The sequence below is a fragment of the Burkholderia sp. MSMB617WGS genome (assembly GCF_001532025.2).
In the GTDB taxonomy this organism is placed as follows: Bacteria; Pseudomonadota; Gammaproteobacteria; order Burkholderiales; family Burkholderiaceae; genus Burkholderia; species Burkholderia savannae.
Genome location: NZ_CP013458.1, coordinates 1492832 through 1514637 on the forward strand (window position 1 = coordinate 1492832; position 21806 = coordinate 1514637).

Here is a 21806-nt window from a genome sequence, read left to right on the forward strand (position 1 = left end):
CGCGGCGCGCGCTGGAATCATCGGGCTTCATGCGCTGGCGCCCGATCACGCATCCGCCCGTCGGTAGTTCTCGGCTGACACTGCAAACTTGCCGGCTCACATCGGAAATCATCGAGTATCTCCTTGTCACATCTACATCGATATCCGGCTGCGCAAGAACATTCACGATCACGTCGACTGCGAGCTGCTGTCGCCCGAAATCGGACATGTCACGTGCCGAGCATCGACAGATTGCCGAACGCCCCCTCGTGAATGACCGGGCTGTCGGCGAAGGCCTCTTGCCAGGAATGGCCGCGGTACGTGAGTCTCGATGCGTGCGCTGCGGGAAAAGACATGTGCCGTCACGCGTACGAACATAATGCGAGCGGCTCCGACTTGACCTCGCTTTTGATATAAACATCGCCTCCGTGCTTGACCGCTTGAGCAACTCTTTATCAACGCTCGGATATGCGCTCACATTGTCTATATCCGCGTTTCCTCGTCCCCATCACCATTGCGGAAATTTGATCAAAATTGCTTTCTATCTGTCCCGATTCCTTGGAAACATGCGCATAACCAACATCTAATCGATCATCAATTGACGACGATTGGAAACAAATCGAAAATTATTTTCGATGTTCAGGTCAATTATTTCCCGTTTGGCATATACCGCCTTTCGTTTAGCGATGGCATTTCCGGCCACTCGTGGTGCCCACGATTCAGCGACGCTGCGTCGTCCAGCGTATCGAAATCCCGCAGCTGCCTCGCGCCTCCCTACGCTGCCAGCGCACCAGCCCCGTGCGCTGCAAGACGAACGGAACGCACGCTCGGGCTGATCGATGGACGAACCGGGAAATCGGCGAGAGAGCAACATTGCCTGCCCTTGTGGCGATTGCACGAGGGCGCATGCCGACATGGCGCAAAGTCTATCGAAATTGGGGCATGTCCCATCAATGCATGCGCACGGCTTCATCGCATCCATATTGCATTCTGAATAAGAGAATGCAATCGGCAAAAGTCATTTTTATCTCGTGAGACGACCATCCAATTTATTCAACTCTGATTCCGATTTGAACGTTTTTTGTTTATATAAGTCACATGGCGCTGAGGGTCGCGAACCAACAGGAAAATGCAAAACGGCTATCGGAAGCCGTTCGGCGATATGCGCCATTGATTCCCGTCTGTTAGCGAATGAAAAGTGATTCTTCGCTTTCCCAATCAAGGAGCCAGAAAGATGCGCACAGCGATTTCTTAAATCAAGCATTCGCTTCACCCACGTCACAGCGAGTTCGCGCGAGTCCGCGGGAAGCGCCTCCGCTCGCCCACCGCCTTCGAATCCGGCCGCATAGCATTGGATCATGTGCAACAACATTACACATTCCGCCCGCACTCCATCCGGCGCCTCCCGGCTCTGTTCAAGCGCTTCCTTGCGGAACACGTCGAGCATCACGCAAAGCGCCCCTTTTCGCTCGAGCTTTCACCCGTGACTCCGTTTGTTGCAAGCATAAGAAACTTGAGGCCACCCATGCATTCCGTCACTACCCGCGACAACTTCCCCGTCTCAGCCGATGCGCCCACATGGCTTCACTATCAGGACCGCGATCATGCGAGAGTGACTCCGCTCATGCAGACCGACGTATGCGGCATGTACCGGTGCGAAGTATTGTCCGAGACATACCAGGTCGAGATCGAAAGCAATCGCCACCTGTTTTTCCTATATGACCGGCACGCCGTGTCCACGGGCGGCACGTGGATCGACGGACGGCGCGTCGCAGGGCCACGCCGGCTCGACGTCGGGCTCGACTACTTGCCGCCGCTGCACACGCTCAGTTGCAAGGGCGGCTCCGGTGGGAAGGTCAGCTATTTCATATTTGCCGTGGATGCTCGCGAAACGGGCTTCATGGACAGTGCGTCATCGATGCTCAAGCCGGCGATGAACGTCACCGGCGAGGTGTTGCTCAAGCTCATGCGACACGTCGTGGACACATCAACCAATCGCCATAGATGGCCGTACTTTCACGATCACATGGCAGTCGCGCTGCTGTCCGAGATGCTCCGGCTTCAATCGACCGAAGACAACGCGAGCGGCAAGAGATTCTCCAGCGCGCAGCACCGCAGACTGACCCATCACATCGACGAAAATCTGAATTCGTCGATCACTTTGAGGGACCTGGCTGGCGTGGTCGGGCTAAGCGTGTACCATTTTTCCCGTACGTTCAAGCATCATTTCGGCGTGCCGCCGTGCAAATACATCACGGAAAGGAGAGTCGAGAAAGCTAAACGGCTGATGCGCCGGGGAAATATGCGGCTGCTGGACATCGCGATCGAAGTCGGCTTCCAAAGCAACACTCAGCTGTCGCGCTCGTTCCGCCGGGTCACCGGCCAATCTCCGCGCTGCTATTTGATGTCCGTTGACGAAGTCGCACAAAGTACGTAGAGCGAAATACAGTCGTCACGATTTGGCTGACAACGATGTTGCCTCGCGTCGCAGTCGCTCGTGCTGCGCGACTCATACCGTTCGATCAACGATTCGCCACAAGCGAAACGGAGTCGTCGCCAGCACGAGGGCCGCGTGGCCGTCATAGCGGGCTCAGCAAATGGGCGCTTGTTGGGCCGGCGGAATCCAGAATGAGCCCGAGGCCGATCGCGATTGCGTGCCGCGAACGCCTCCGGAGGAAGTTGAGGGTCGGCCGGGATTCGAAAATATGCGAATCCTGGCCGACCCTCAGGGAGGTCCGCAATCGACGTGTGCGGATTCGCGGGCTGCTGGCGCCAGCGCCGAGGCGTCCCTGCAGGAGTGCGTGAAGTGATCACGTTGTCGGCTGGCGCCCGCATCCGGCTTGCGATAGTTAGCGTGTCCTTCCTGCTATTCGATGTGTCGTCGAGGCGCAGCTGGTTGTACCGCTGCCCCTTGATTTCCTTCGTCTTGATGCCGGACAGGTAACGGTTGCCCGGCAGCCGGCCCGTGTGGCTGAACGTCGCCGGCGGATGCGCGCCGTTGCTCAGCACCCCGATGATCACCAACCGGTCCGGATCGCCGCCGACACAACCGAGAAGGACTTCCATGCCGACGCGCGGCAGAAACGATGCCCCAAAATTCGTTCCCGCGAGACTCGTCGCGACGCGAATCGGCGCGCTATCGCCCGCATTGTCGTTGGTGCCCGCGCCCTGCGCGTGCGCGTGGTCCGCCGGATCGAGGCCGTGAATCCGCACGCGCACGCGGCCGTCCTCGTCGCAGAACACTTCATCGTCCTCCGTGCCGACGATCGTGCCCGTCAGCAGATGCACTGGCGGCAAGTCCGTTCGCGGATCGTACGCGGGCGCGAGCGGCACGCCGCGGCGCACACAACCGAACGCGTTCTCGTAACGCGTATCGGCATCCTTCGCGAGCGCGGCCGGTAATGCAGGAGCTGCCTGCGCGAGATTGCGGCTCGCCGCGAACAGCGCCTGCACGCGTTCGTTGAACCCCTTGGGGAGGTTGTTCCAAATATCGTGGTCGATCGACGTGATCACGAACTGGCGCTTGTCGGCAAGTTGCACGTCCCAATCCGGATCGCCAGTCAGCGTGATCCACGCGCCGACGGCGAGATCCCGCACACTGCTGACGCCGTCGTAGCGTTCGGCTTCGAACTCGTGCGCAAGCATGCGCGCGCGCGTGAGTCGCTCGTGGTCGCTCCACGAATCGCCCGCGTGCGGGATGTCGATCGCGACGTCGGTGAGCAACCTGGCCAGGTCGTTGCCTGACTCGCCCTGATCGAGACTCGAGCCGACGGTCGATTCGTCTATCCTCGCCTTCTTGTAGTCCCACGACGGCCGGCCGGCCTTGCCCGGAACCAGTTGCCGGTGCAGCGCGAACAGCGTGACCGTGTCGCGTTGCTCGGTGCCGCCGTCACGCGGATGCAATCGAACCGTGCCGGCGGGCGCTTGAGGCAGCGACATCGGATCGTCGCAGCATACGAGCGTATGCACCGGCGTTTCGTCGTGAACGTTCTGCATGCGCTTCGCCGGGCCGGCCTTCACAAACACGGTGATCCCTTCGCGACGCAGCAGGCGACGCACTAACAGGCCGTTGAATTACTGTCCGTCCTGACGTATTTTCCCTTCCGCCGTTCACGACGATCACCGCGAAGCGTTCGATTTCGGCTCGCTCTGCCGATTTCAATGCGAATGGATCAACGTCGTGGGCTTCCCGGTGCCCACTCTGGTACCTCAGGCGCTCTGCGGGCGCAACGCGGCCAGCGATCTCAACCGCGTCAGGTTGTAGGCTGCCATCGTCAGAGTCAGCAGTTGGTCCACTTTCTCGAGACCACGAACCATGACCTGTCGCAGCGGGCCTATCGTCTTGCCCCAGCCGAAGCACTGCTCAATGCATTTCCGTTTGCGCTGGCTCAGCGCGTAGCCCAGGTGCCGCGTCGTGCGTTTATCGATCGCGCTGCCGCCGCTGCGTTTCGTGTTCCGCGCCACATGCGGCGTCACGTTCGCGTCCCGGCAAGCCTTGATGAACCCGCGCGTGTCGTAACCCTTGTCGGCCCCGACCGTGATGCGTCGATCTGGTCGCGCGACGTCCTGCAACATCTCGGCGGCAACGTCGCGTTCGGCTCGGCCATTCGCCCGGCTGGCCTGTACATTGACCACCAGACCGTGCCGATTGTCGGTCAGCACATGACCGAGATAGCTCGGCAGCGCCGGTGCAACATTGCTCTTTCGGTACAGGCGGCTGTCACCGTCGCTCTTCGATTCATGCGTTTCGTTGCTGCGCGGCTGGCCGTGCCAGTTGCCTGGCGGCCGGTCGTCGTCGCTACCATCTTTGCGACGGATGCTCTTGTGGCTAGCCCAGGCCTGAATCAGTGTGCCATCGACGCTGAAATGTTCGCCCGACAGCAGGCCCCGTTTCTGCGCCGTTTCCACCGTCGCGTTGAACAGCTCCGTCACCGCGTCGAATTCCAGTAGCCGATCCCGGTTCTTGCTGAACACCGAGTGGTTCCAAACCGCATCCTCGATCGACAGGCCTACGAACCACCGGAACAGCAGGTTGTACGAGATCTGCTCGACCAGTTGCCGCTCGCTGCGGATGCTGTACAGCACCTGCAACAGCATCGCCCGCATCAGTTTCTCAGGCGCGATGCTCGGTCGGCCTCCCTTCACGTCGACTTCGTACATCGCCGAGAACTTCGCATCCATCTTCGACAGTGCTTCGTTCAGCCACGTCCGGATCTGGCGCAGCGGATGCGCCTGCGGAACAAATTCCTCTAGCCTCACCGTGCTGAACAACGATTCGTTGTAACCGTCCGCGCCTCGCATCTGCCTGCTCTTCCTTGATCTCGGGAGCCTACATCGTGCAGGACGGACCGACGTATTTCAACGGTCTGTTAAGCGGCGGCTTCTCTCCGCGGTTGAGTTGACTCGGATCATGCTTTCTCGCATTGATACAGTCGACCCAATCATGCAGGCATACATCCGGGTAACGGAAGCTTCCGCGCTCGCCGAAGCGAACCGAGCCGAGCGGGAAATCGCGCGTGGGATAGATCGCGGGCCCTTGCACGGTGTGCCAGTGGCAGTGAAGGACATTTTTGACATGAAGGGAGTGCCAACAACGGCAGGCATGGCAATTCGCGCCAATGCCCTTGCGACGGAAGACGCCACAGTCATTCGGCGATTGCGCGAAGCAGGTGCTGTGATACTCGGTAAGTTGTCTATGACGGAGGGCGCTTACGCGGAACATCGGGCGCCGTTCCCGACACCACGTAACGCGTGGCACGCCGACTATTGGCCTGGTGCGTCGTCGAGCGGTAGCGCGGTTGCCGTATCCGCCGGTCTCTGTTACGCAGCGCTCGCATCCGAAACTGGCGGCTCGATCCGCCTGCCCGCCGCTGCCAACGGAGTTACGGGTATCAAGCCTACTTGGGGACGTGTGTCTCGCCATCGAACGTTCGAGCTTGCCTCGACCCTCGACCACGTTGGTGTGATCGCTCGATCGGCTGCTGACGCTGCGGCCGCTCTTGGAATTGTCGCCGGCCGGGACCCCGCCGACCCGACTACGTCGCTCCGCGCAGTGCCTCAATTTTCCGTCGAGCCGTGCCATGACCTCGAAGGCGTTCGGCTTGGCGTCGACACGTCGTGGCTCGGCGCGCGCCTCAGCAACGTGATGTCCCTGGCGATCTCCGATGCCATTGCGACGCTCTCTGACCTCGGCGCGACGATCGTGGAGGTTGCGCTGCCAAATGTCGAAGAAATGATCTGGGACTGGTTTCCGGTATGCGCGGTACAAGCGGCAGTCGCACACGATACGACCTACCCATCTCGCAGAAGCGAATACAGTCCGAGTCTCGCGACGCTGATTGAGCAAGGACGCGCACTGCCGGGCACGCAGTACCAACGATTGCTGTTGCGCCGTCAGGAGTTCCGAGGCAGGCTGCTGGCGTTGTTCAGTCAAGTCGATTTCGTCGCGCTGCCTGTATTGCCGGCTGGCGTTCCGACGATCGAACGCATGTCTAGAATTGACGACGAACTTATTGCGGACATCCATCGATTCACATGCCCATTCAATATGGCCAGTTTGCCTTCCGTGGTCTTGCCCTGCGGATTTTCTGCAGACGCGATGCCGCTGGTTTTTCAGTTGATCGGTGCACCATTTTCTGAAGCAGAATTGGTGAACGCATCCAACGCATTCCAATCCGCGACTGACTGGCATGCGAAACACCCGGTAGGCGCGTGAGAGGGCCAGAATTCTCCAGGAAATTCCAAATAATTTTTGCCAAAGCTCGTGCCCATGATTCCCGTGGATTGGCCTAACCTTAATGTCACGACGTGTCTCCCACGATATTTCGTCAGTACACACATCAAATTCATCACAAGTTGTCGCAGTACATATCATATTGAATGCGTCCTCGAGATACGACGACGGTGGTCGATGCACTTGCATGTTGAGTTGATGCTGACCAACATCTCGAAATAAAAGAGTGATCGCCGTTTCGGCGATCGCGCCCCCCTCTGAGGAAAACCGGATAGAAGCAGGCGGTGGTCTGAGACCAGTAAATACGTTTCTCTGCCTCGTGTCCGCAGATGCCCATGACGCCCCCCCAATTTGATGGCATGGCCTATCGATCGGCAGATGAGACAATTTCAAGTGCTTTAAGGACTATCGGTTTGTCGACCATCGTCCCGTCAACGGAGACTGCTTCGCCACCACTCGCCTGCGCGGCTCTTACGACACGGCGTGCCCATTCCGTTTCCTTGTCGGAATAGGCGAATGGCCTCGGCGCGGCTGCGGAACCATTCCCGGTTCAGCAATTCGTCACGCAGCTTGCCGTTGAAGCTCTCGACAAACCCGTTTTGCCACGGACTGCCCGGTGCGATGAAGGCAGGACCGATGGCTACAAGAAACGTCTCAAGGTAAGCGCCTCACGGCGACCGTCGTAGACGAGGGCGAGAAGCGACATCAAAGTGGTGCCCATCATTTTCGATTTGATGGACATCACCGTGACAGAGCCGGAAGCCAAGCCCGGGAGCCGCAAGGGGCGCCCAAACTATGATCGCGAGTTTCGACGCCGTCTTGCGGCCGCGGCATGCGAGCCGGGTGCTTCGGTCGCAAAGCTGGCGCGCGAGAATGGCATCAATGCAAACATGCTGTTCACGTGGCGGCGTCGCTATCGCGAGCAATTGCTGGCCCAAACGACGTCGCTGATTCCGGTGGCGGTGGTCGATGAAACGCCGGCGCAGCGCGTGACCATGCCCTCGGAAGCTCGGGCAGTGGGCAACCGCACTACTCGAGCCGGGACAATCGAGATTCGATTCGGTGAGGTGGTCGTCAAGGTGGACGGCATTGTGGACGCCGACACGCTACGTGTTGTACTGGGGAGCATGCAATCGTGATCTCTCTTCCCACGGGTACCCGAGTCTGGCTGGTGGCCGGCGTCACCGACATGCGCTGCGGATTCCAAGGGCTGGCGGCGAAGGTGCACACGGCGCTCGAGGACAATGCGCTCAGCGGCAACGTGTTCATCTTCCGGGGCCGGCGCGGCGATCTCGTGAAGCTCATGTGGGCAACCGAGGACGGGCTCTGGCTTCTTGCGAAACGGCTTGAGCGTGGTCGTTTCGTCTGGCCGCAGGCCGATGGCGGCAAGGTTCATCTGACGGCAGCGCAATTGTCCATGTTGCTCGAAGGCATCGATTGGCGGCAACCGCGTCGCACCGCTGCACTGTCGATGTTGTAAACCGAGCAGAAGGCTCGTAAACTGCGCCGCATGTCGAACGGCGCCGAACTTCCTGACGATGTTGAAACGCTGCGAGCATTGCTGCTCGAGGCTCGTGCTCAGCTTGCCGAGCGCGATCTGGAGATCGAGCAACTCAAGGCTCAGCTCGACAAGCTTAGGCGCATGCAATTCGGACGCAAGTCCGAGCAGTTGGACCGCGAGGTTGCACGGCTAGAAACAGCGCTCGAGGACCTGACGGGCGAGCGTGGCGTCGCCGATGTGCGGCGCGCCCGCCAATCAAGCGCAAGCACGCCTGTGAGCGACGCATCGCCGAAAGAAGCGCTGCCGCCGCATCTGCCACGCGAAGAACGTGTACTGGAGGCTGACGCAACGTGTCCGAAGTGCGGCAGCGCAATGCAGCCGCTCGGAGAAGACGTGTCCGAGCAGCTCGCCCGCGTCGCGGCGGTGTTCAAGGTGATTCGTACGATCCGGCGCAAGACGGTTTGCCCGTGCGGCCACCACTTCTCGCAGCCGGCGATGCCCGGCCTGCCGATTACGCGCAGCATCGCCCATCCGAGCCTGCTGGCCGACATCCTCGTCTCGAAGTACGCCGACCACGCCCCGTTGTACCGCCAGTCGCAGATAGCCGCGCGCGACGGCGTGAAGCTCGACCCGGCCAGCATGGGCCGCTGGGTCGGCCAGTGCGAGGCCCTTTGCGATGCGCTGACCGAGGCACTGCGCCGCTACACGGTGGCGCCGTCGAAGCTGCACGCGGATGACACGCCTATCCCGGTACTCGAGCCGGGCAAGAAGAAGACGAAGACGGGGCGCCTGTGGGTGTATGTGCGCGATGACACTCGTTCGGGCTCGACCGAACCGGCCGCAGTGTGGTTTGCTTACTCGCCGGACCGCAAAGGCATTCATCCCCAGACCCACCTGGACGGATTCAAGGGTATCTTGCAAGCCGACGCCTACAGCGGCTTCAACGAACTGTACGAGAGCGGCAAGATTCGCGAGGCGGCATGCTGGGACCACGCGAGACGGTACATATACGACGTGCATGCCCGAACGCCTGCCGAGGCGACCCGGGAGGTGCTCGAGCTGATCGGTGCACTTTACGCGATCGAGGCCGACATCCGCGGCAAACCCGCCGCGCAGCGGCTGCGCGTGCGCCAGGAGAAAAGCATCCCGCTGCTCGCGGCCATCAAGACGTGGATGACGGACAAACTCGCGACGCTGTCGAAGAAATCCGAATTGGCCAAAGCGATCCATTACTCGCTTAATCAGTGGGATGCCCTCGTGCTGTACTGCGAAGAGGGCCGTGCCGAGATCAGCAACGCCCTGGCCGAAAACGCGTTGCGCTGTGTGAGTCTGGGTCGAAAGAACTTCTTGTTCGCCGGCTCCGACAGTGGGGGGAAACGGGCCGCGGCGATGTACAGCCTGATCGGCACGTGCAAGCTGAACGGGATCAACCCGCGCGCTTACCTCGAATACGTGCTGACCCATATCGCTGATCACCCCATTAACCGCATCGACGAATTACTACCCTGGAACGTGGCAAAAAAGCTGCCAGGGAAGTCTTGCCCACCTGCCTCCACGGGCTGATTGCCAGCGGGCCAACATGAGCGCTCGATAACCAATCATGCCTCACGTGCGCGCCGGATTGCGGACGGCCTTCGCGAGGCGCTTACATCGCGCCCGCCTTTGTCTGCGGTCAATTGCTGAATCTGCGTGTCGAGCTGGAACAGCAGCGTGCGGTCCGCGTCGTCGGGTAATCCTCCCGTCCAGTAGGTGGGATCAGAAGTAGAATTTCCAGCAAAGGGAGTTCTACGCAATGAAGAAGTCGAAGTTCACGGATAGCCAGATCATGGATGCGCTCAAGCGCGCGGAGGCTGGCGTGGCGGTGCCGGAGATTTGCCGGGAGCTGGGTGTCAGCACGGCGACGTTCTACAACTGGCGCAGCAAGTACGGCGGGATGGACGTGTCGCTGATGGCCCGGATGAAGGAGCTGGAAGCGGAAAACGCGCGACTGCGCAAGATGTACGTGGAAGAGAAGATCAAGGCGGAGATCGTCGCAGAGGCGCTGGCAAAAAAAGACTGAGGCCATCTACCCGCCGCGAGATGGCCAGAGAAGCAGTAGCGAGCCGGGGCGTGTCGATCCGGCTCGCATGCGAGGCATTTGGCGTAAGCCGGACGTGCTACCGCTACGAGCGGCAGCGCAATGCAGGGAACGAGCAGATTGCCGACTGGCTGCTACGGCTGACCGACAATCATCGCAACTGGGGCTTTGGGCTGTGTTTCCTGTACCTGCGCAACGTGAAGGGCTTCGGCTGGAACCATAAGCGCGTGTACCGGATTTACCGAGAACTGGAGCTGAACCTGCGCATCAAGCCTCGTAAGCGGCTTGTACGGCAGGCGCCGGAGCCGCTGATCGTGCCGGCGTCGGTGAATGCGGTGTGGTCGATGGACTTCATGCACGACCAGTTGAAGGACGGCCGCAGTATCCGACTGTTCAACGTGATCGACGACTTCAACCGCGAAGCATTGGGCATCGAGATCGACTTCTCGTTGCCCTCAGCGCGCGTCATCCGGGCTCTGGAGCAGATCATCGGCTGGCGAGGAAAACCGATGGCGATACGGTGCGATAACGGTCCCGAGTACTTAAGCGAGGCAATCACGCAATGGGCAGCCAGGCATGGCATCGCGTTGAACTACATTCAGCCGGGCAAGCCGCAGCAAAACGCCTATGTGGAGCGATTCAACCGGACGGTGCGCTATGAGTGGCTGTCGCAGTACTACTGGGACAACCTTGCGCACGTGCAGAGCTTCGCGACCGAATGGATGTGGCAATACAATCACGAGCGCCCTAACATGGGCCTTGGCGGCATGACGCCGAAACAGCGGCTCATGGCCGCGGCATAGTCTCTACTTCTGACTCGCGTTAAAAGCGGGGGGATTACCGTCGCGCACCATGCCCTGAATCCAGAAAAACGACGCGATCCGCGCGCCGCGCGTCACGGGCGAGGCGTATTCGCGCTGTGGTCTATTAAGGCGGGCGAGTTGCTGCTCGAGTACAAAGGCGAAGTTATTGCGTGGCGAACTGCAGTCCGGGCACACCGTCGCAGTGGACTGGCCGAGCATACCTTCTACTTCGGGCTTTCCAATGGACGCGTCATCGACGGCGGCAGTGGCGGTAACAACGCCCGATGGTTCAATCACGCATGTGAACCAAATTACCATGCCGTCGAAGCAAACAATCGCATCTACATCGAAACGATCAAAAGCATCGCTCCAGGCGACGAACTCTAGATCGACTACTCGTTGGATCTCCCAGAACGGGCAACCAACCAACTACGCCGACAGTATGCCTGCCATTGCGGTGCCACGCGATGCCGTGGCACGATGATCGGACTCAGGTAAGCGGCCGCTAAGCTGGGTCAGTCTCCAGCGAGCTTTGACCAGCGCTTCATTGCCCGGCTGAAAGCCGAGGTATTTTTGTATCCCAGTCTTGCTGCAATTTCCTTGGTCGATTTATTCTCCGAAAGATACCGCGAGGCAATATCGCGTCGCACCAAATCATGCAAGGCACTAAAGGATGTACCCATCTCCTTTAATTTGCGCTGTAAGCTCCGCGGTGACATTCCGAGCTTTCCAGTGAGCTTGACGACATCCTGGCACATCGGATTGTCGTACATTATTCCAAGCAAGCGCCCGACAAGGTCAGCCGGAACCCAGTGCGATAATTCGAATTCACGTTTTTCACACGCCCTTTTTGATATCTCGAACTCGATAGAATGTGCAAGCGGTAGTCTTGTGTCTAGCAAATCAGCGTCGAATTCCAAGAAATTTTCCTTGGTGCCGAATATCACCTCGCAGTTAAATATATCGGAATATACGTTGGCATGAGCCGGCGGCGGAAAGGCGAGTCCCAGTCGTCTAAACGTTGGAACTCTACCTATGAGATCGATTATTTCACGTCTGACTGCGGCGAGGCACATATCTGTATTGAGAACCAGAAGATCTGCTCGGTAGGTGTACCCACCGACTGTAACGCGAGCAAGGTCGGCATTCACCCTTAGCGTAATCTGAAAATAGCTGATGGCCATCAGCGGATGCTCGTACGCAAGGCGCATCGCGTCGCCCAAGGTTGGGCTGACTAGCATCGCGTGCCCCCGGAGTCCATATGCCGTCACCGGAATTGAATTGCCAATATGAAGTCCGATAGCCGAATTCCCGGTTGCCTCAAGAGCATTGGCGAACAAGACCATTTCTTGAGCATGCGTTACCATCGCATTGGCTTTCTCAATTTCCTCCGGCGATATCCCTGTACCTCTCAATATCACTTCGGCAGAAACTCCCATTTCTTTCATCACATTGAGCGCAATGACGATGGTATGGAGGGGCGCGGGGCGCTGCGCAGCAGTGCGACTGAACACGTTGGCTACCGGCTTCATCCGAATCCTTGCTCTGGTTCAGTTTTTCAACGACTTAGTGAACACAACTTGGCATCCGTATTCATCCAGGCCCTCGCGTTTCCAGCCAAGCCGCTGGTAAAAGCCGTCCGCTCGCGAACCTGGGTCCGTGACCAGTTTGACCTGCTGTACGCCTTGACCTTCCAACCATTTGATCGCGTGCTCAAGTAACTCACGCCCAATGCCGTGCCCGTGGAAGGATGGCTTCACGAACAGTGCGCAAATAAACGGCATGTCGGTCACGACGGGCAAACAAACACCTACCGCCTCGCCCCGGTACTCACAGATCCAACCACCTCCTTGACGAATTTGCTCTATCAGAAGATCGCGATCAAGTAGGTGGATCTGGTGCGGGTGAATCCGATTCTCTTTCACGGAGAAGCGGATGTCGTAAAACGCCCCGATGTCGGTCACCCTCATCGGGCGGTATTCTAGTCTGTCGGCCATTGTCATATTGGCTAGCCACTCTGATTTTACATTGTGAAATACGTCGGCGCGCAACATTACAATGTCGGCGTCGGCATCACTATTGTTGCACATTTGCCGCCACGTCCTCGTGGTTGCCTTTCAGGGCGCTGGGTCCGTTGGCATTATGATGAACGTAGGTGGCGGAGTGCGCTGAAGGTACGAATGGCATGCAGTCATTGTAACGGCATGCTTGCAAGCGAGACACAACATTCAAACTGTTAATAAACGAATCAACATAGAGCGACTCCTAAGCTTTATGATGATAATCGGCATCCGTTCGTTTCGTCATGTGAAATGATGATGGTGTTCGATGCGAGCACATAACCCTGTAACAAACTTGGCGCTTTGAGATAACAGATTGGCGCGTTCAGCACGCATGCGATCTATAAATATGGTGGACAATTTGTTACGCTTTATCTCCGGTAAGCTGATCGATTCGAGGTAATCGGTGAATTTTCGAATCCCTACTCTAGAGAAGTTTAAATCATGGCGAGCGGTTTACGAGCCGACCTCGCTTGTTATGATTTTGGGCGTAATACTACCCCTCGCGGTTCTCGCAGTCATATCGTTGAGCGCACCGCTCGAGTTCGGCGGAGTTTCGTGGGGGGATTTCACGATTCGTGCCTATGAGCGCGTAGTGTTTGATCGTGACTGGGACGGCTCGCTGGTACTTCAACAAGGCTACGTGAGCATCTTCCTGCGGTCTGCGACCATGGCGTTACTGGCGACTTCCGGGTGCGTGCTCCTTGGATTTCCAACCGCTCTATTTATCGCAACCCGTGCACCGATTTGGAGGGCCGTCCTGTTGGTGCTCGTGACCATACCATTCTGGACATGTGTCGTGGTGCAAATGTGCGGTTGGATTATCGTCATGGCGGACAATGGATTACTTAACCGTGTCCTTGCCGTGTTAGGCCTCCTTCGAGGTCCACTAGGACTACTTTACACCGACATCGCGACTCTGGTCGGTCTCGTCTATGCATTCACTCCTTTTATGGTTTTGCCGATTTTTGCGGCCCTCGACAAATTTGACTGGCGATTGGTCGAGGCGGCTTACGATCTTGGTGCCAATAAGGGAGGGGCGCTTCTGCAAGTGATCGTCCCAGGCTGTCGTCCCGGCATCATGGCTGGCATCGGGCTCGTCTTCGTGCCAGCACTAGGTTCGTACGCGATTCCTAGCTTGCTTGGCGGCAATCACGCATTCATGGTCGGGAACCTGATCGATTTCCAATTCGCGGGTGGCCGCGATTGGCCGTTGGGCGCAGCTATGTCGTTTGTCCTCCTCGCTGTCGTTCTTCTGGCCATGCTCACGCTGCGGCTGACATCCACCCTCCAGCGACGGAAACTTGCCCATGACCTCGCGTGAACTGCGCCACTTTCCGATGACGGCAGGACTCGCGATTGCTGTCCTCTTGTTTCTCTATCTGCCGCTGGCGGTTGTCGCATGGATGAGTTTCAATCGGGGGCCGTCGGCCCTTGTGTGGGAAGGTTGGAGTATCCAGGGATACCTCGAAGCATGGTCTGATCCGACGCTCATCCGTGCAACGCAAAACTCCCTGATCTTAGCTGTGTCGTCTATGGTTATTTCGACCGCGCTCGCAACGAGTGCGGCGGTTGCTGCATGGTCACGGCAGGAGGCGTACAACTTCGATCTCCGCGGATCTGTAATTGCTTTGCCGCTCGTCATACCGGAGGTTGTTCTCGCGATCGCTACCGTGATGGTGTTCTCGATGTTTGCATTCGAAATCGGGTTCGTTGCCGTCCTGTTTGCGCATGTGGTGTTTTGTGTCCCACTCGCATATCTTCCGATCAACGCGCGTCTGAAGACAATCGATCGAACATTGCTTGAGGCAGCAGCCGACTTGTCGGCCCCGCCATGGGCGGCATTCCGTCAAATAACGGTTCCTTTGGCATTGCCCGGTATCGCCGCCGGTGCGCTGCTTGCCTTTGTCGCGTCCATGAACGACTACGTCACCAGCTACTTCTTGGCTGGTGCCGGCATGACCACCTTGCCCGTGTACATCTTCAGCGCATTGAAGATTGGAATTACGCCAAAGGTGAGTGCGATCTCGACAGCCGTCATTGGGCTATCGTCGATTCAACTACTGACGGTCTGGGTTCTCGGCAGGGAGGGGGCAGGGCAGACTGCCACGCTGGGGCAATCCGAGTCGTATCACACGAACATTCAAACGATAGGAACCGTATGAAAAAAGTAGTCGGAGCAATGCTGTTGCTTGCTGTTGGTCATGCCGTCTCAGCCGAGCTCCACATCGGAAGCTGGCCGGACTACCTGCCCGATACGCTGATCAAGAAGTTCCAGGCGGAAACCGGCATCAAGACGACGCTCGACACCTACGCGAGCGATGCAGCCCTGACTCAAAAGCTGCAGTCGGGCGGAGGCGGCTACGACGTAGTGATCGCAGGGGACTATTACGTTCCGGTGCTTGTGAAGTCCGGACTCCTGCAAAAGCTTGACAAGAGCAAGCTGCCGAATATCGCCAACATCAAACCCGAGTATCGCCATCCGTCATTCGATCCGAAACGGGACTACGCAATGCCATACACCGTCGTGCTGACTGGCTTCGCGTACGATAGCGCGCGCGTTCCCGGTGGGAAACTCGACGAGAGTTGGAAGTCGTTCTTCGATCCGCCGGCGGAGTTGCGCGGACAGATCGGCGACCTGGACGTCGAAGAGGAACTGTATATGGCCGCGAGTTGGTATCTGGGACAGGATGAATGCACAGAAAATCCCGCTGATGCGAAGCGGGTGCTCGACGTTCTGCAAAAACAGAAACCGTTCGTGAAGACGTACAGCAATGACGGGACCATAGATCGTCTCGCATCCAAGCAGATCGCAGTGCAGCATATCTGGAGCGGCGCCGCTGCGCGTGCGCAGGACCGCCTTCCCAGCATCACGTTTGTATACCCGAAGGAGGGCGTCCGTCTGTTCATGGATAGCTTGCTTATCCCGGTAAAGGCACGAAACAGCGACTCGGCATATCAATTCGTCAACTGGATGATGCGCCCAGAGAACATTGCACAGGTTACAAATGCCGTTCGCTACAACAACGAGATCATCGGCTCCGAGCGGTATATCGATGCCGCACTATTGAAGAACCCAGCGATCAAAACCCCGGAGCAATACAAGGTAAGGCTCCGCCCTTACAAAATATGTTCGCCGGGTGCGATTCAGTTACGAAACAAAGTCTGGCTAAAGTTGAAGGGAAATCGCTGATACACCATAGGCCCAACGAGCTCCAAACCGGCGAATAATCGAAGGAAAGAAAAATACAAGCTTAAGACGGCATGCCTGGATGTTCTGGAAAGGGCCGTCGATCCTGGCGTACTGAAATGATGCGGCCGTGGGCAATGCTGCGAACATTACCCACGACCTGACCTAGGTGTACACACTGAGAGACCACCATGGCTGAATCTATTCTACGGGAACATCGGGACACTTGTCGTTTCGATATCTCAACGCTTCCTTTCGTGACGACGCACGCAAGGCCGCACACCATGAATCGCCAGCGCCCGTGCTCGTCGCGCACGAACATTAGGCCTCCATTAGAAAACCAAAAGACCTCAGGCAGTCGGATGTTCGGGCGCCGTTTAACGCCCCACAGTGGCCGACCTTCGATCGGCAATTCGACCGTTTCTTCGAACACCGCTCGCTGGAATTCAATCCGATACGTGAGCGACACCTGATGGTTAAAACCGCTTAGGCCACCGCCTTCTGCCCTCCGATCTGCCTCGGAGCAGGCGGTTTTTGCGATCGTCGATATCGACGATCGCCTTTTTATTCTCATCGTGTCGTCGAATGCATGGCGCACGATACGCGCCCCTGACGATGCGCGGTACTCGGATGTGCACGTTTAACGTAATTCTATTGGAGAGACATTGTGACTTGAGACGTAAGCGCCTCGCGAAGGCCGTCCGCAATCCGGCGCGCACGTGAGGCATGATTGGTTATCGAGCGCTCATGTTGGCCCGCTGGCAATCAGCCCGTGGAGGCAGGTGGGCAAGACTTCCCTGGCAGCTTTTTTGCCACGTTCCAGGGTAGTAATTCGTCGATGCGGTTAATGGGGTGATCAGCGATATGGGTCAGCACGTATTCGAGGTAAGCGCGCGGGTTGATCCCGTTCAGCTTGCACGTGCCGATCAGGCTGTACATCGCCGCGGCCCGTTTCCCCCCACTGTCGGAGCCGGCGAACAAGAAGTTCTTTCGACCCAGACTCACACAGCGCAACGCGTTTTCGGCCAGGGCGTTGCTGATCTCGGCACGGCCCTCTTCGCAGTACAGCACGAGGGCATCCCACTGATTAAGCGAGTAATGGATCGCTTTGGCCAATTCGGATTTCTTCGACAGCGTCGCGAGTTTGTCCGTCATCCACGTCTTGATGGCCGCGAGCAGCGGGATGCTTTTCTCCTGGCGCACGCGCAGCCGCTGCGCGGCGGGTTTGCCGCGGATGTCGGCCTCGATCGCGTAAAGTGCACCGATCAGCTCGAGCACCTCCCGGGTCGCCTCGGCAGGCGTTCGGGCATGCACGTCGTATATGTACCGTCTCGCGTGGTCCCAGCATGCCGCCTCGCGAATCTTGCCGCTCTCGTACAGTTCGTTGAAGCCGCTGTAGGCGTCGGCTTGCAAGATACCCTTGAATCCGTCCAGGTGGGTCTGGGGATGAATGCCTTTGCGGTCCGGCGAGTAAGCAAACCACACTGCGGCCGGTTCGGTCGAGCCCGAACGAGTGTCATCGCGCACATACACCCACAGGCGCCCCGTCTTCGTCTTCTTCTTGCCCGGCTCGAGTACCGGGATAGGCGTGTCATCCGCGTGCAGCTTCGACGGCGCCACCGTGTAGCGGCGCAGTGCCTCGGTCAGCGCATCGCAAAGGGCCTCGCACTGGCCGACCCAGCGGCCCATGCTGGCCGGGTCGAGCTTCACGCCGTCGCGCGCGGCTATCTGCGACTGGCGGTACAACGGGGCGTGGTCGGCGTACTTCGAGACGAGGATGTCGGCCAGCAGGCTCGGATGGGCGATGCTGCGCGTAATCGGCAGGCCGGGCATCGCCGGCTGCGAGAAGTGGTGGCCGCACGGGCAAACCGTCTTGCGCCGGATCGTACGAATCACCTTGAACACCGCCGCGACGCGGGCGAGCTGCTCGGACACGTCTTCTCCGAGCGGCTGCATTGCGCTGCCGCACTTCGGACACGTTGCGTCAGCCTCCAGTACACGTTCTTCGCGTGGCAGATGCGGCGGCAGCGCTTCTTTCGGCGATGCGTCGCTCACAGGCGTGCTTGCGCTTGATTGGCGGGCGCGCCGCACATCGGCGACGCCACGCTCGCCCGTCAGGTCCTCGAGCGCTGTTTCTAGCCGTGCAACCTCGCGGTCCAACTGCTCGGACTTGCGTCCGAATTGCATGCGCCTAAGCTTGTCGAGCTGAGCCTTGAGTTGCTCGATCTCCAGATCGCGCTCGGCAAGCTGAGCACGAGCCTCGAGCAGCAATGCTCGCAGCGTTTCAACATCGTCAGGAAGTTCGGCGCCGTTCGACATGCGGCGCAGTTTACGAGCCTTCTGCTCGGTTTACAACATCGACAGTGCAGCGGTGCGACGCGGTTGCCGCCAATCGATGCCTTCGAGCAACATGGACAATTGCGCTGCCGTCAGATGAACCTTGCCGCCATCGGCCTGCGGCCAGACGAAACGACCACGCTCAAGCCGTTTCGCAAGAAGCCAGAGCCCGTCCTCGGTTGCCCACATGAGCTTCACGAGATCGCCGCGCCGGCCCCGGAAGATGAACACGTTGCCGCTGAGCGCATTGTCCTCGAGCGCCGTGTGCACCTTCGCCGCCAGCCCTTGGAATCCGCAGCGCATGTCGGTGACGCCGGCCACCAGCCAGACTCGGGTACCCGTGGGAAGAGAGATCACGATTGCATGCTCCCCAGTACAACACGTAGCGTGTCGGCGTCCACAATGCCGTCCACCTTGACGACCACCTCACCGAATCGAATCTCGATTGTCCCGGCTCGAGTAGTGCGGTTGCCCACTGCCCGAGCTTCCGAGGGCATGGTCACGCGCTGCGCCGGCGTTTCATCGACCACCGCCACCGGAATCAGCGACGTCGTTTGGGCCAGCAATTGCTCGCGATAGCGACGCCGCCACGTGAACAGCATGTTTGCATTGATGCCATTCTCGCGCGCCAGCTTTGCGACCGAAGCACCCGGCTCGCATGCCGCGGCCGCAAGACGGCGTCGAAACTCGCGATCATAGTTTGGGCGCCCCTTGCGGCTCCCGGGCTTGGCTTCCGGCTCTGTCACGGTGATGTCCATCAAATCGAAAATGATGGGCACCACTTTGATGTCGCTTCTCGCCCTCGTCTACGACGGTCGCCGTGAGGCGCTTACGGCGCGATGCCAGCGTGATCGCGCTCACCGGGATTTATCACAATCTGCTGCGGCGGTGGGCCGATGCGTGACGCGAACTGGTAACGCTGCTTTCAATAGTCGGTAAGCACCCGAAATTCCCTTCCAAGCCTGAACCCCAGCGTAGGTTTTGGCATAGGTTTTTTGGAGGAAAAATCGAAATTTGATGCAAGCGAGATAAGGAAGATGTCTCCGGAGACTGATGAGGCAATCGACGGCTTCGTTGGACTTCGGATCGTCGTAACGACAAAGCGCGAAACTTGGGTCTATCGATATAAGTCGCCACTCGATGCCAAGATGAAGCACATCAAGCTTGGGGAGTTGCGATTCTCCTGAGAAGGCCGGACAGTGCCGGCAATCGAACGAGCCATGCCTCCTGTTCGCGCAGGAACCGTCGCGCCTGGGCCTGCAGCTCTCGCCACGCGGACAGCAGTTCGTGCGCGGCCTGCGTGAGGCGCGTACCGCCCCCGCCCTTGCCGCCCGTCTCAGTCGTGAACAGCGGTTGATTCGCCAGGTTCGCGGCGCTCTCCTGCAGCAGCCACGCACCCTTGTAGCTATAGCCGGCCACGCGCGCGGCGCGGTTGATCGAACCCGTGTTGTCGATCGCCTCGAGCAGCGCGAAAAACCGCTCGTCGAAGCGACCCGCGAGCTTCATGTCGCCGCCCAACAGCGTCGCATCGTCGCGCCCGTCTCCCGCGCACGGCCTCCGTCAGTCGGCCTCCGTCAGTCGGCCGCGGGCACGCGCAGCAATTCGCGGATGCGCTGCTCGCGCGGCGTGGGCCGCAGCGCTTCCCGACGCCCGCACTCGAGCTCGGTCGCAATCCCGCGCCGCACGTCGACCTCGCGCACGGCCCGGCCCTGGTCGATCACGAATGCGACGTCGGCCAGCGCCGTCACGTCGTCGACATCGTGCGTGATCATCACGACGGGTATCTGCCATTCGCGGAGCACCTCGCCGAGATAGCGGCGCAAGTCGTCGCGCAGCGACGGATCTAGCGACGAGAACGGCTCGTCGAGCAACAGCAGATCGGGCCGGCACGCGAGTGCGCGCGCGAGCGCGACGCGCTGCCGTTGTCCGCCCGACAGCCCGTCCGGCCGGCTGCGGGCCAGCGGTGCGAGACCGAAGCGCTCCAGCAGGCTCTCGACGCGCAGGCGCGCCTCGTTCGACAGGCGAGCGCGGTACCAGGTCGTGAGTCCGAACGCGACGTTCTCGCGCACCGGCAGATGCGGGAACAGCGCGTAATGCTGGAACAGGCAGCCGATGCCTCGCCGCTCGGGCGGCACATCGATCCCGTGGGCCGCGTCGAACAGCGTGCGCCCGTTGACGCGCACGCGCCCGTGCCGCGGCGTGAGCAGCCCCGCGATCGTCCGCAGCGTCAGCGACTTGCCTGCGCCGGAAGGTCCGTACAGCGCGACCACGCGCGCGTCGGACGCGAAGCGCATCGCGAGCGCGAAATGCCGCGCGCCGTCCGACACCGCCGCCTCGAAATCGACGTCGATCACCGGCGCGCTCCCTCACGCATGCGCGAAGCCGTAGCGTTTCAGGATCGCCTGCGCGGGCGGGCTGAACAGATACGCGATGAAGGCCTTCGCAAGCGCCGGTTCGCGGCTCGCGCCGACCGCGACGACCGGATAGCTCACGGGATCGTGATCGTCCACCGTCTGCACGATCGCGACCCGATCCGGCATCAGCATCGCGTCGGTGCGATAGACGAAGCCCGCGTCGGCCTCGGCGCGCGCGACGTAGTCGAGCACTTGCCGCACGCTGTCGGACTCCACGATCTTGGGCTCGAGCGGCCCCCAGAGCTTCGCGCGCTCGAGCGCCTGCTGCGTGTAACGGCCGCACGGCACGGTCGCCGTCTTGCCGATCGCGATCCGCTTGACGGCCGGGTCCGCGAGCGCGGCGAGCATCTTCACGCGCGACGCCTGACCGGCCGGCACGACGAGCACGAGCGTATTCGACGCCAGCGTCTGCTTCGTCGCCGGATCGAAGATGCCCGCGTCGATGCCGCGCGTGACGCTCGCCTCGTCCGCACTGACGAATACGTCGACCGGCGCGCCCATGCGAATCTGCTGAAGCAGCACGCCCGACGCGCCGAAGTTCAGGCGCACGGTCACGCCGGGATGCGCGGCCTCGAAGTGCGTCCCGATCTCCTTGAACGCATCGGTCATGCTGGCGGCGGCGGATACCGTCAGTTGCTGCGCGAGCGCGATGACTGGCGCGAGGGCACAGAACACGCAGGCAAAAAATCGGAGAGCGGATTTCACGAGGCGG

20 protein-coding genes and 4 pseudogenes are annotated in these 21806 nt (G+C 59.6%); 11 read left to right on the top strand and 13 right to left on the bottom strand.

Going from position 1 to position 21806, the window contains the following annotated elements; all coding sequences use genetic code 11:
* Positions 1–209: 209 nt before the first annotated feature.
* Entirely contained in the window at positions 210–335 is a 126-nt protein-coding gene (locus tag WT60_RS35590; RefSeq protein ID WP_257790886.1) for a hypothetical protein, read from the bottom strand.
* 1169 nt (positions 336–1504) lie between these two features.
* Between WT60_RS35590 and WT60_RS27180 the strand changes: the two genes are divergently transcribed.
* Positions 1505–2416, top strand: a complete 912-nt coding sequence (locus WT60_RS27180; RefSeq protein WP_235363998.1) for an AraC family transcriptional regulator — start codon at positions 1505–1507, stop codon at positions 2414–2416.
* A 437-nt stretch (positions 2417–2853) separates the two neighbouring features.
* Here the strand turns inward: WT60_RS27180 and WT60_RS27185 are convergent.
* Positions 2854–4038: pseudogene (locus tag WT60_RS27185) on the bottom strand (type VI secretion system Vgr family protein); the annotation flags it as partial.
* Between the two features lie 150 nt (positions 4039–4188).
* A complete protein-coding gene (locus WT60_RS27190; RefSeq protein WP_059646534.1) occupies positions 4189–5280 on the bottom strand; it encodes an IS5 family transposase in 1092 nt (363 codons plus the stop codon).
* A 4-nt stretch (positions 5281–5284) separates the two neighbouring features.
* Between WT60_RS27190 and WT60_RS27195 the strand changes: the two genes are divergently transcribed.
* Positions 5285–6694 carry an amidase gene (locus tag WT60_RS27195; protein WP_060355732.1) on the top strand — a complete coding sequence of 470 codons (1410 nt, stop codon included), beginning with the start codon at positions 5285–5287 and terminating at the stop codon, positions 6692–6694.
* A gap of 536 nt (positions 6695–7230) precedes the next feature.
* On the opposite strand, the pseudogene WT60_RS27200 reads toward WT60_RS27195, so the two are convergent.
* Positions 7231–7338, bottom strand: a pseudogene (locus WT60_RS27200) (transposase); the annotation flags it as partial.
* A gap of 84 nt (positions 7339–7422) precedes the next feature.
* Here WT60_RS27200 and WT60_RS27205 point away from each other — a divergent pair.
* Genes WT60_RS27205 through WT60_RS27215 form a run of 3 tightly spaced genes read left to right on the top strand, consistent with a single transcriptional unit; the run spans position 7423 to position 9776 of the window.
* Positions 7423–7851 carry a transposase gene (locus WT60_RS27205; protein WP_231752061.1) on the top strand — a complete coding sequence of 143 codons (429 nt, stop codon included), beginning with the start codon at positions 7423–7425 and terminating at the stop codon, positions 7849–7851.
* Positions 7852–7883: 32 nt separating this feature from the next.
* Positions 7884–8192, top strand: coding sequence for an IS66 family insertion sequence element accessory protein TnpB (tnpB, locus tag WT60_RS27210; RefSeq protein ID WP_348982041.1), 309 nt, complete (start codon positions 7884–7886; stop codon positions 8190–8192).
* A gap of 30 nt (positions 8193–8222) precedes the next feature.
* A complete protein-coding gene (locus WT60_RS27215) occupies positions 8223–9776 on the top strand; it encodes an IS66 family transposase (protein WP_059584212.1) in 1554 nt (517 codons plus the stop codon).
* Positions 9777–9811: 35 nt separating this feature from the next.
* On the opposite strand, the pseudogene WT60_RS27220 reads toward WT60_RS27215, so the two are convergent.
* Positions 9812–9940 (bottom strand): annotated as a pseudogene (locus WT60_RS27220) (hypothetical protein); the annotation flags it as partial.
* Between the two features lie 65 nt (positions 9941–10005).
* Between WT60_RS27220 and WT60_RS27225 the strand changes: the two are divergent.
* A protein-coding gene (locus tag WT60_RS27225) for an IS3 family transposase (RefSeq protein WP_100185219.1) occupies positions 10006–11093 on the top strand; the annotation gives its coding sequence in 2 pieces (ribosomal slippage) (positions 10006–10267 and positions 10267–11093; 1089 coding nt in all).
* Between the two features lie 138 nt (positions 11094–11231).
* Positions 11232–11480 carry an SET domain-containing protein gene (locus tag WT60_RS35760; RefSeq protein ID WP_317135481.1) on the top strand — a complete coding sequence of 83 codons (249 nt, stop codon included), beginning with the start codon at positions 11232–11234 and terminating at the stop codon, positions 11478–11480.
* Positions 11481–11608: 128 nt separating this feature from the next.
* On the opposite strand, the gene WT60_RS27235 is transcribed toward WT60_RS35760, so the two are convergent.
* Together WT60_RS27235 and WT60_RS27240 are read right to left on the bottom strand one after the other, a co-directional pair.
* The gene (locus WT60_RS27235; RefSeq protein ID WP_060819968.1) at positions 11609–12625 is read right to left on the bottom strand and encodes an AraC family transcriptional regulator; all 1017 of its coding nucleotides are present in this window, start codon (positions 12623–12625) and stop codon (positions 11609–11611) included.
* Positions 12626–12643: 18 nt separating this feature from the next.
* A complete protein-coding gene (locus WT60_RS27240) occupies positions 12644–13096 on the bottom strand; it encodes a GNAT family N-acetyltransferase (protein WP_059646546.1) in 453 nt (150 codons plus the stop codon).
* 535 nt (positions 13097–13631) lie between these two features.
* Here WT60_RS27240 and WT60_RS27245 point away from each other — a divergent pair.
* The 3 genes from WT60_RS27245 to WT60_RS27255 are packed head-to-tail and all read left to right on the top strand — an operon-like array spanning position 13632 to position 16346.
* Positions 13632–14477 (top strand): ABC transporter permease, encoded by an 846-nt coding sequence (locus tag WT60_RS27245; RefSeq protein ID WP_059646543.1) that lies wholly within the window; start codon positions 13632–13634, stop codon positions 14475–14477.
* Positions 14464–15318: an ABC transporter permease gene (locus WT60_RS27250; protein WP_059646540.1), complete on the top strand. Its 855-nt coding sequence runs from the start codon at positions 14464–14466 to the stop codon at positions 15316–15318. The genes WT60_RS27245 and WT60_RS27250 overlap by 14 nt, the downstream gene beginning before the upstream one ends.
* On the top strand, positions 15315–16346 hold the full coding sequence (locus tag WT60_RS27255; RefSeq protein WP_059646537.1) for an extracellular solute-binding protein: 1032 nt from the start codon (positions 15315–15317) through the stop codon (positions 16344–16346). Before WT60_RS27250 ends, WT60_RS27255 begins: the two co-directional genes overlap by 4 nt.
* Positions 16347–17108: 762 nt before the next feature.
* Here WT60_RS27255 and WT60_RS27260 read toward each other — a convergent pair.
* From WT60_RS27260 to WT60_RS27270, 3 genes are read right to left on the bottom strand one after another with little or no spacing between them, the layout of a single operon-like run.
* Entirely contained in the window at positions 17109–18662 is a 1554-nt protein-coding gene (locus WT60_RS27260; protein WP_059584212.1) for an IS66 family transposase, read from the bottom strand.
* A gap of 30 nt (positions 18663–18692) precedes the next feature.
* Positions 18693–19001: an IS66 family insertion sequence element accessory protein TnpB gene (gene tnpB, locus WT60_RS27265; RefSeq protein ID WP_348982041.1), complete on the bottom strand. Its 309-nt coding sequence runs from the start codon at positions 18999–19001 to the stop codon at positions 18693–18695.
* Positions 19002–19033: 32 nt separating this feature from the next.
* Positions 19034–19462, bottom strand: a complete 429-nt coding sequence (locus WT60_RS27270; protein WP_231752061.1) for a transposase — start codon at positions 19460–19462, stop codon at positions 19034–19036.
* A gap of 32 nt (positions 19463–19494) precedes the next feature.
* Between WT60_RS27270 and WT60_RS35450 the strand changes: the two are divergent.
* A pseudogene (locus tag WT60_RS35450) lies at positions 19495–19584 on the top strand (PKHD-type hydroxylase); the annotation flags it as partial.
* A gap of 254 nt (positions 19585–19838) precedes the next feature.
* Here WT60_RS35450 and WT60_RS27275 read toward each other — a convergent pair.
* The 3 genes from WT60_RS27275 to modA all read right to left on the bottom strand — a co-directional run bounded on the left by WT60_RS27275 (position 19839) and on the right by modA (position 21799).
* Positions 19839–20186, bottom strand: a complete 348-nt coding sequence (locus WT60_RS27275) for a LysR family transcriptional regulator (protein WP_231751999.1) — start codon at positions 20184–20186, stop codon at positions 19839–19841.
* Between the two features lie 68 nt (positions 20187–20254).
* Entirely contained in the window at positions 20255–21034 is a 780-nt protein-coding gene (locus WT60_RS27280) for an ATP-binding cassette domain-containing protein (protein WP_059670082.1), read from the bottom strand.
* A 12-nt stretch (positions 21035–21046) separates the two neighbouring features.
* Entirely contained in the window at positions 21047–21799 is a 753-nt protein-coding gene (gene modA / locus WT60_RS27285; RefSeq protein WP_059646555.1) for a molybdate ABC transporter substrate-binding protein, read from the bottom strand.
* Positions 21800–21806: the final 7 nt, after the last annotated feature.

Excerpts from the sequence above, each read along its gene's own strand:
- WT60_RS27235 (WP_060819968.1), bottom strand. The coding sequence starts at position 12,625 with ATGAAGCCGGTAGCCAACGTGTTCAGTCGCACTGCTGCGCAGCGCCCC.
- WT60_RS35590 (WP_257790886.1), bottom strand. The coding sequence starts at position 335 with ATGTCTTTTCCCGCAGCGCACGCATCGAGACTCACGTACCGCGGCCAT.
- WT60_RS27190 (WP_059646534.1), bottom strand. The coding sequence starts at position 5,280 with ATGCGAGGCGCGGACGGTTACAACGAATCGTTGTTCAGCACGGTGAGG.
- WT60_RS27240 (WP_059646546.1), bottom strand. The coding sequence starts at position 13,096 with ATGACAATGGCCGACAGACTAGAATACCGCCCGATGAGGGTGACCGAC.
- WT60_RS27255 (WP_059646537.1), top strand. The coding sequence starts at position 15,315 with ATGAAAAAAGTAGTCGGAGCAATGCTGTTGCTTGCTGTTGGTCATGCC.
- WT60_RS27215 (WP_059584212.1), top strand. The coding sequence starts at position 8,223 with ATGTCGAACGGCGCCGAACTTCCTGACGATGTTGAAACGCTGCGAGCA.
- WT60_RS27180 (WP_235363998.1), top strand. The coding sequence starts at position 1,505 with ATGCATTCCGTCACTACCCGCGACAACTTCCCCGTCTCAGCCGATGCG.
- WT60_RS27250 (WP_059646540.1), top strand. The coding sequence starts at position 14,464 with ATGACCTCGCGTGAACTGCGCCACTTTCCGATGACGGCAGGACTCGCG.
- WT60_RS27245 (WP_059646543.1), top strand. The coding sequence starts at position 13,632 with ATGATTTTGGGCGTAATACTACCCCTCGCGGTTCTCGCAGTCATATCG.
- WT60_RS27260 (WP_059584212.1), bottom strand. The coding sequence starts at position 18,662 with ATGTCGAACGGCGCCGAACTTCCTGACGATGTTGAAACGCTGCGAGCA.
- WT60_RS27275 (WP_231751999.1), bottom strand. The coding sequence starts at position 20,186 with ATGAAGCTCGCGGGTCGCTTCGACGAGCGGTTTTTCGCGCTGCTCGAG.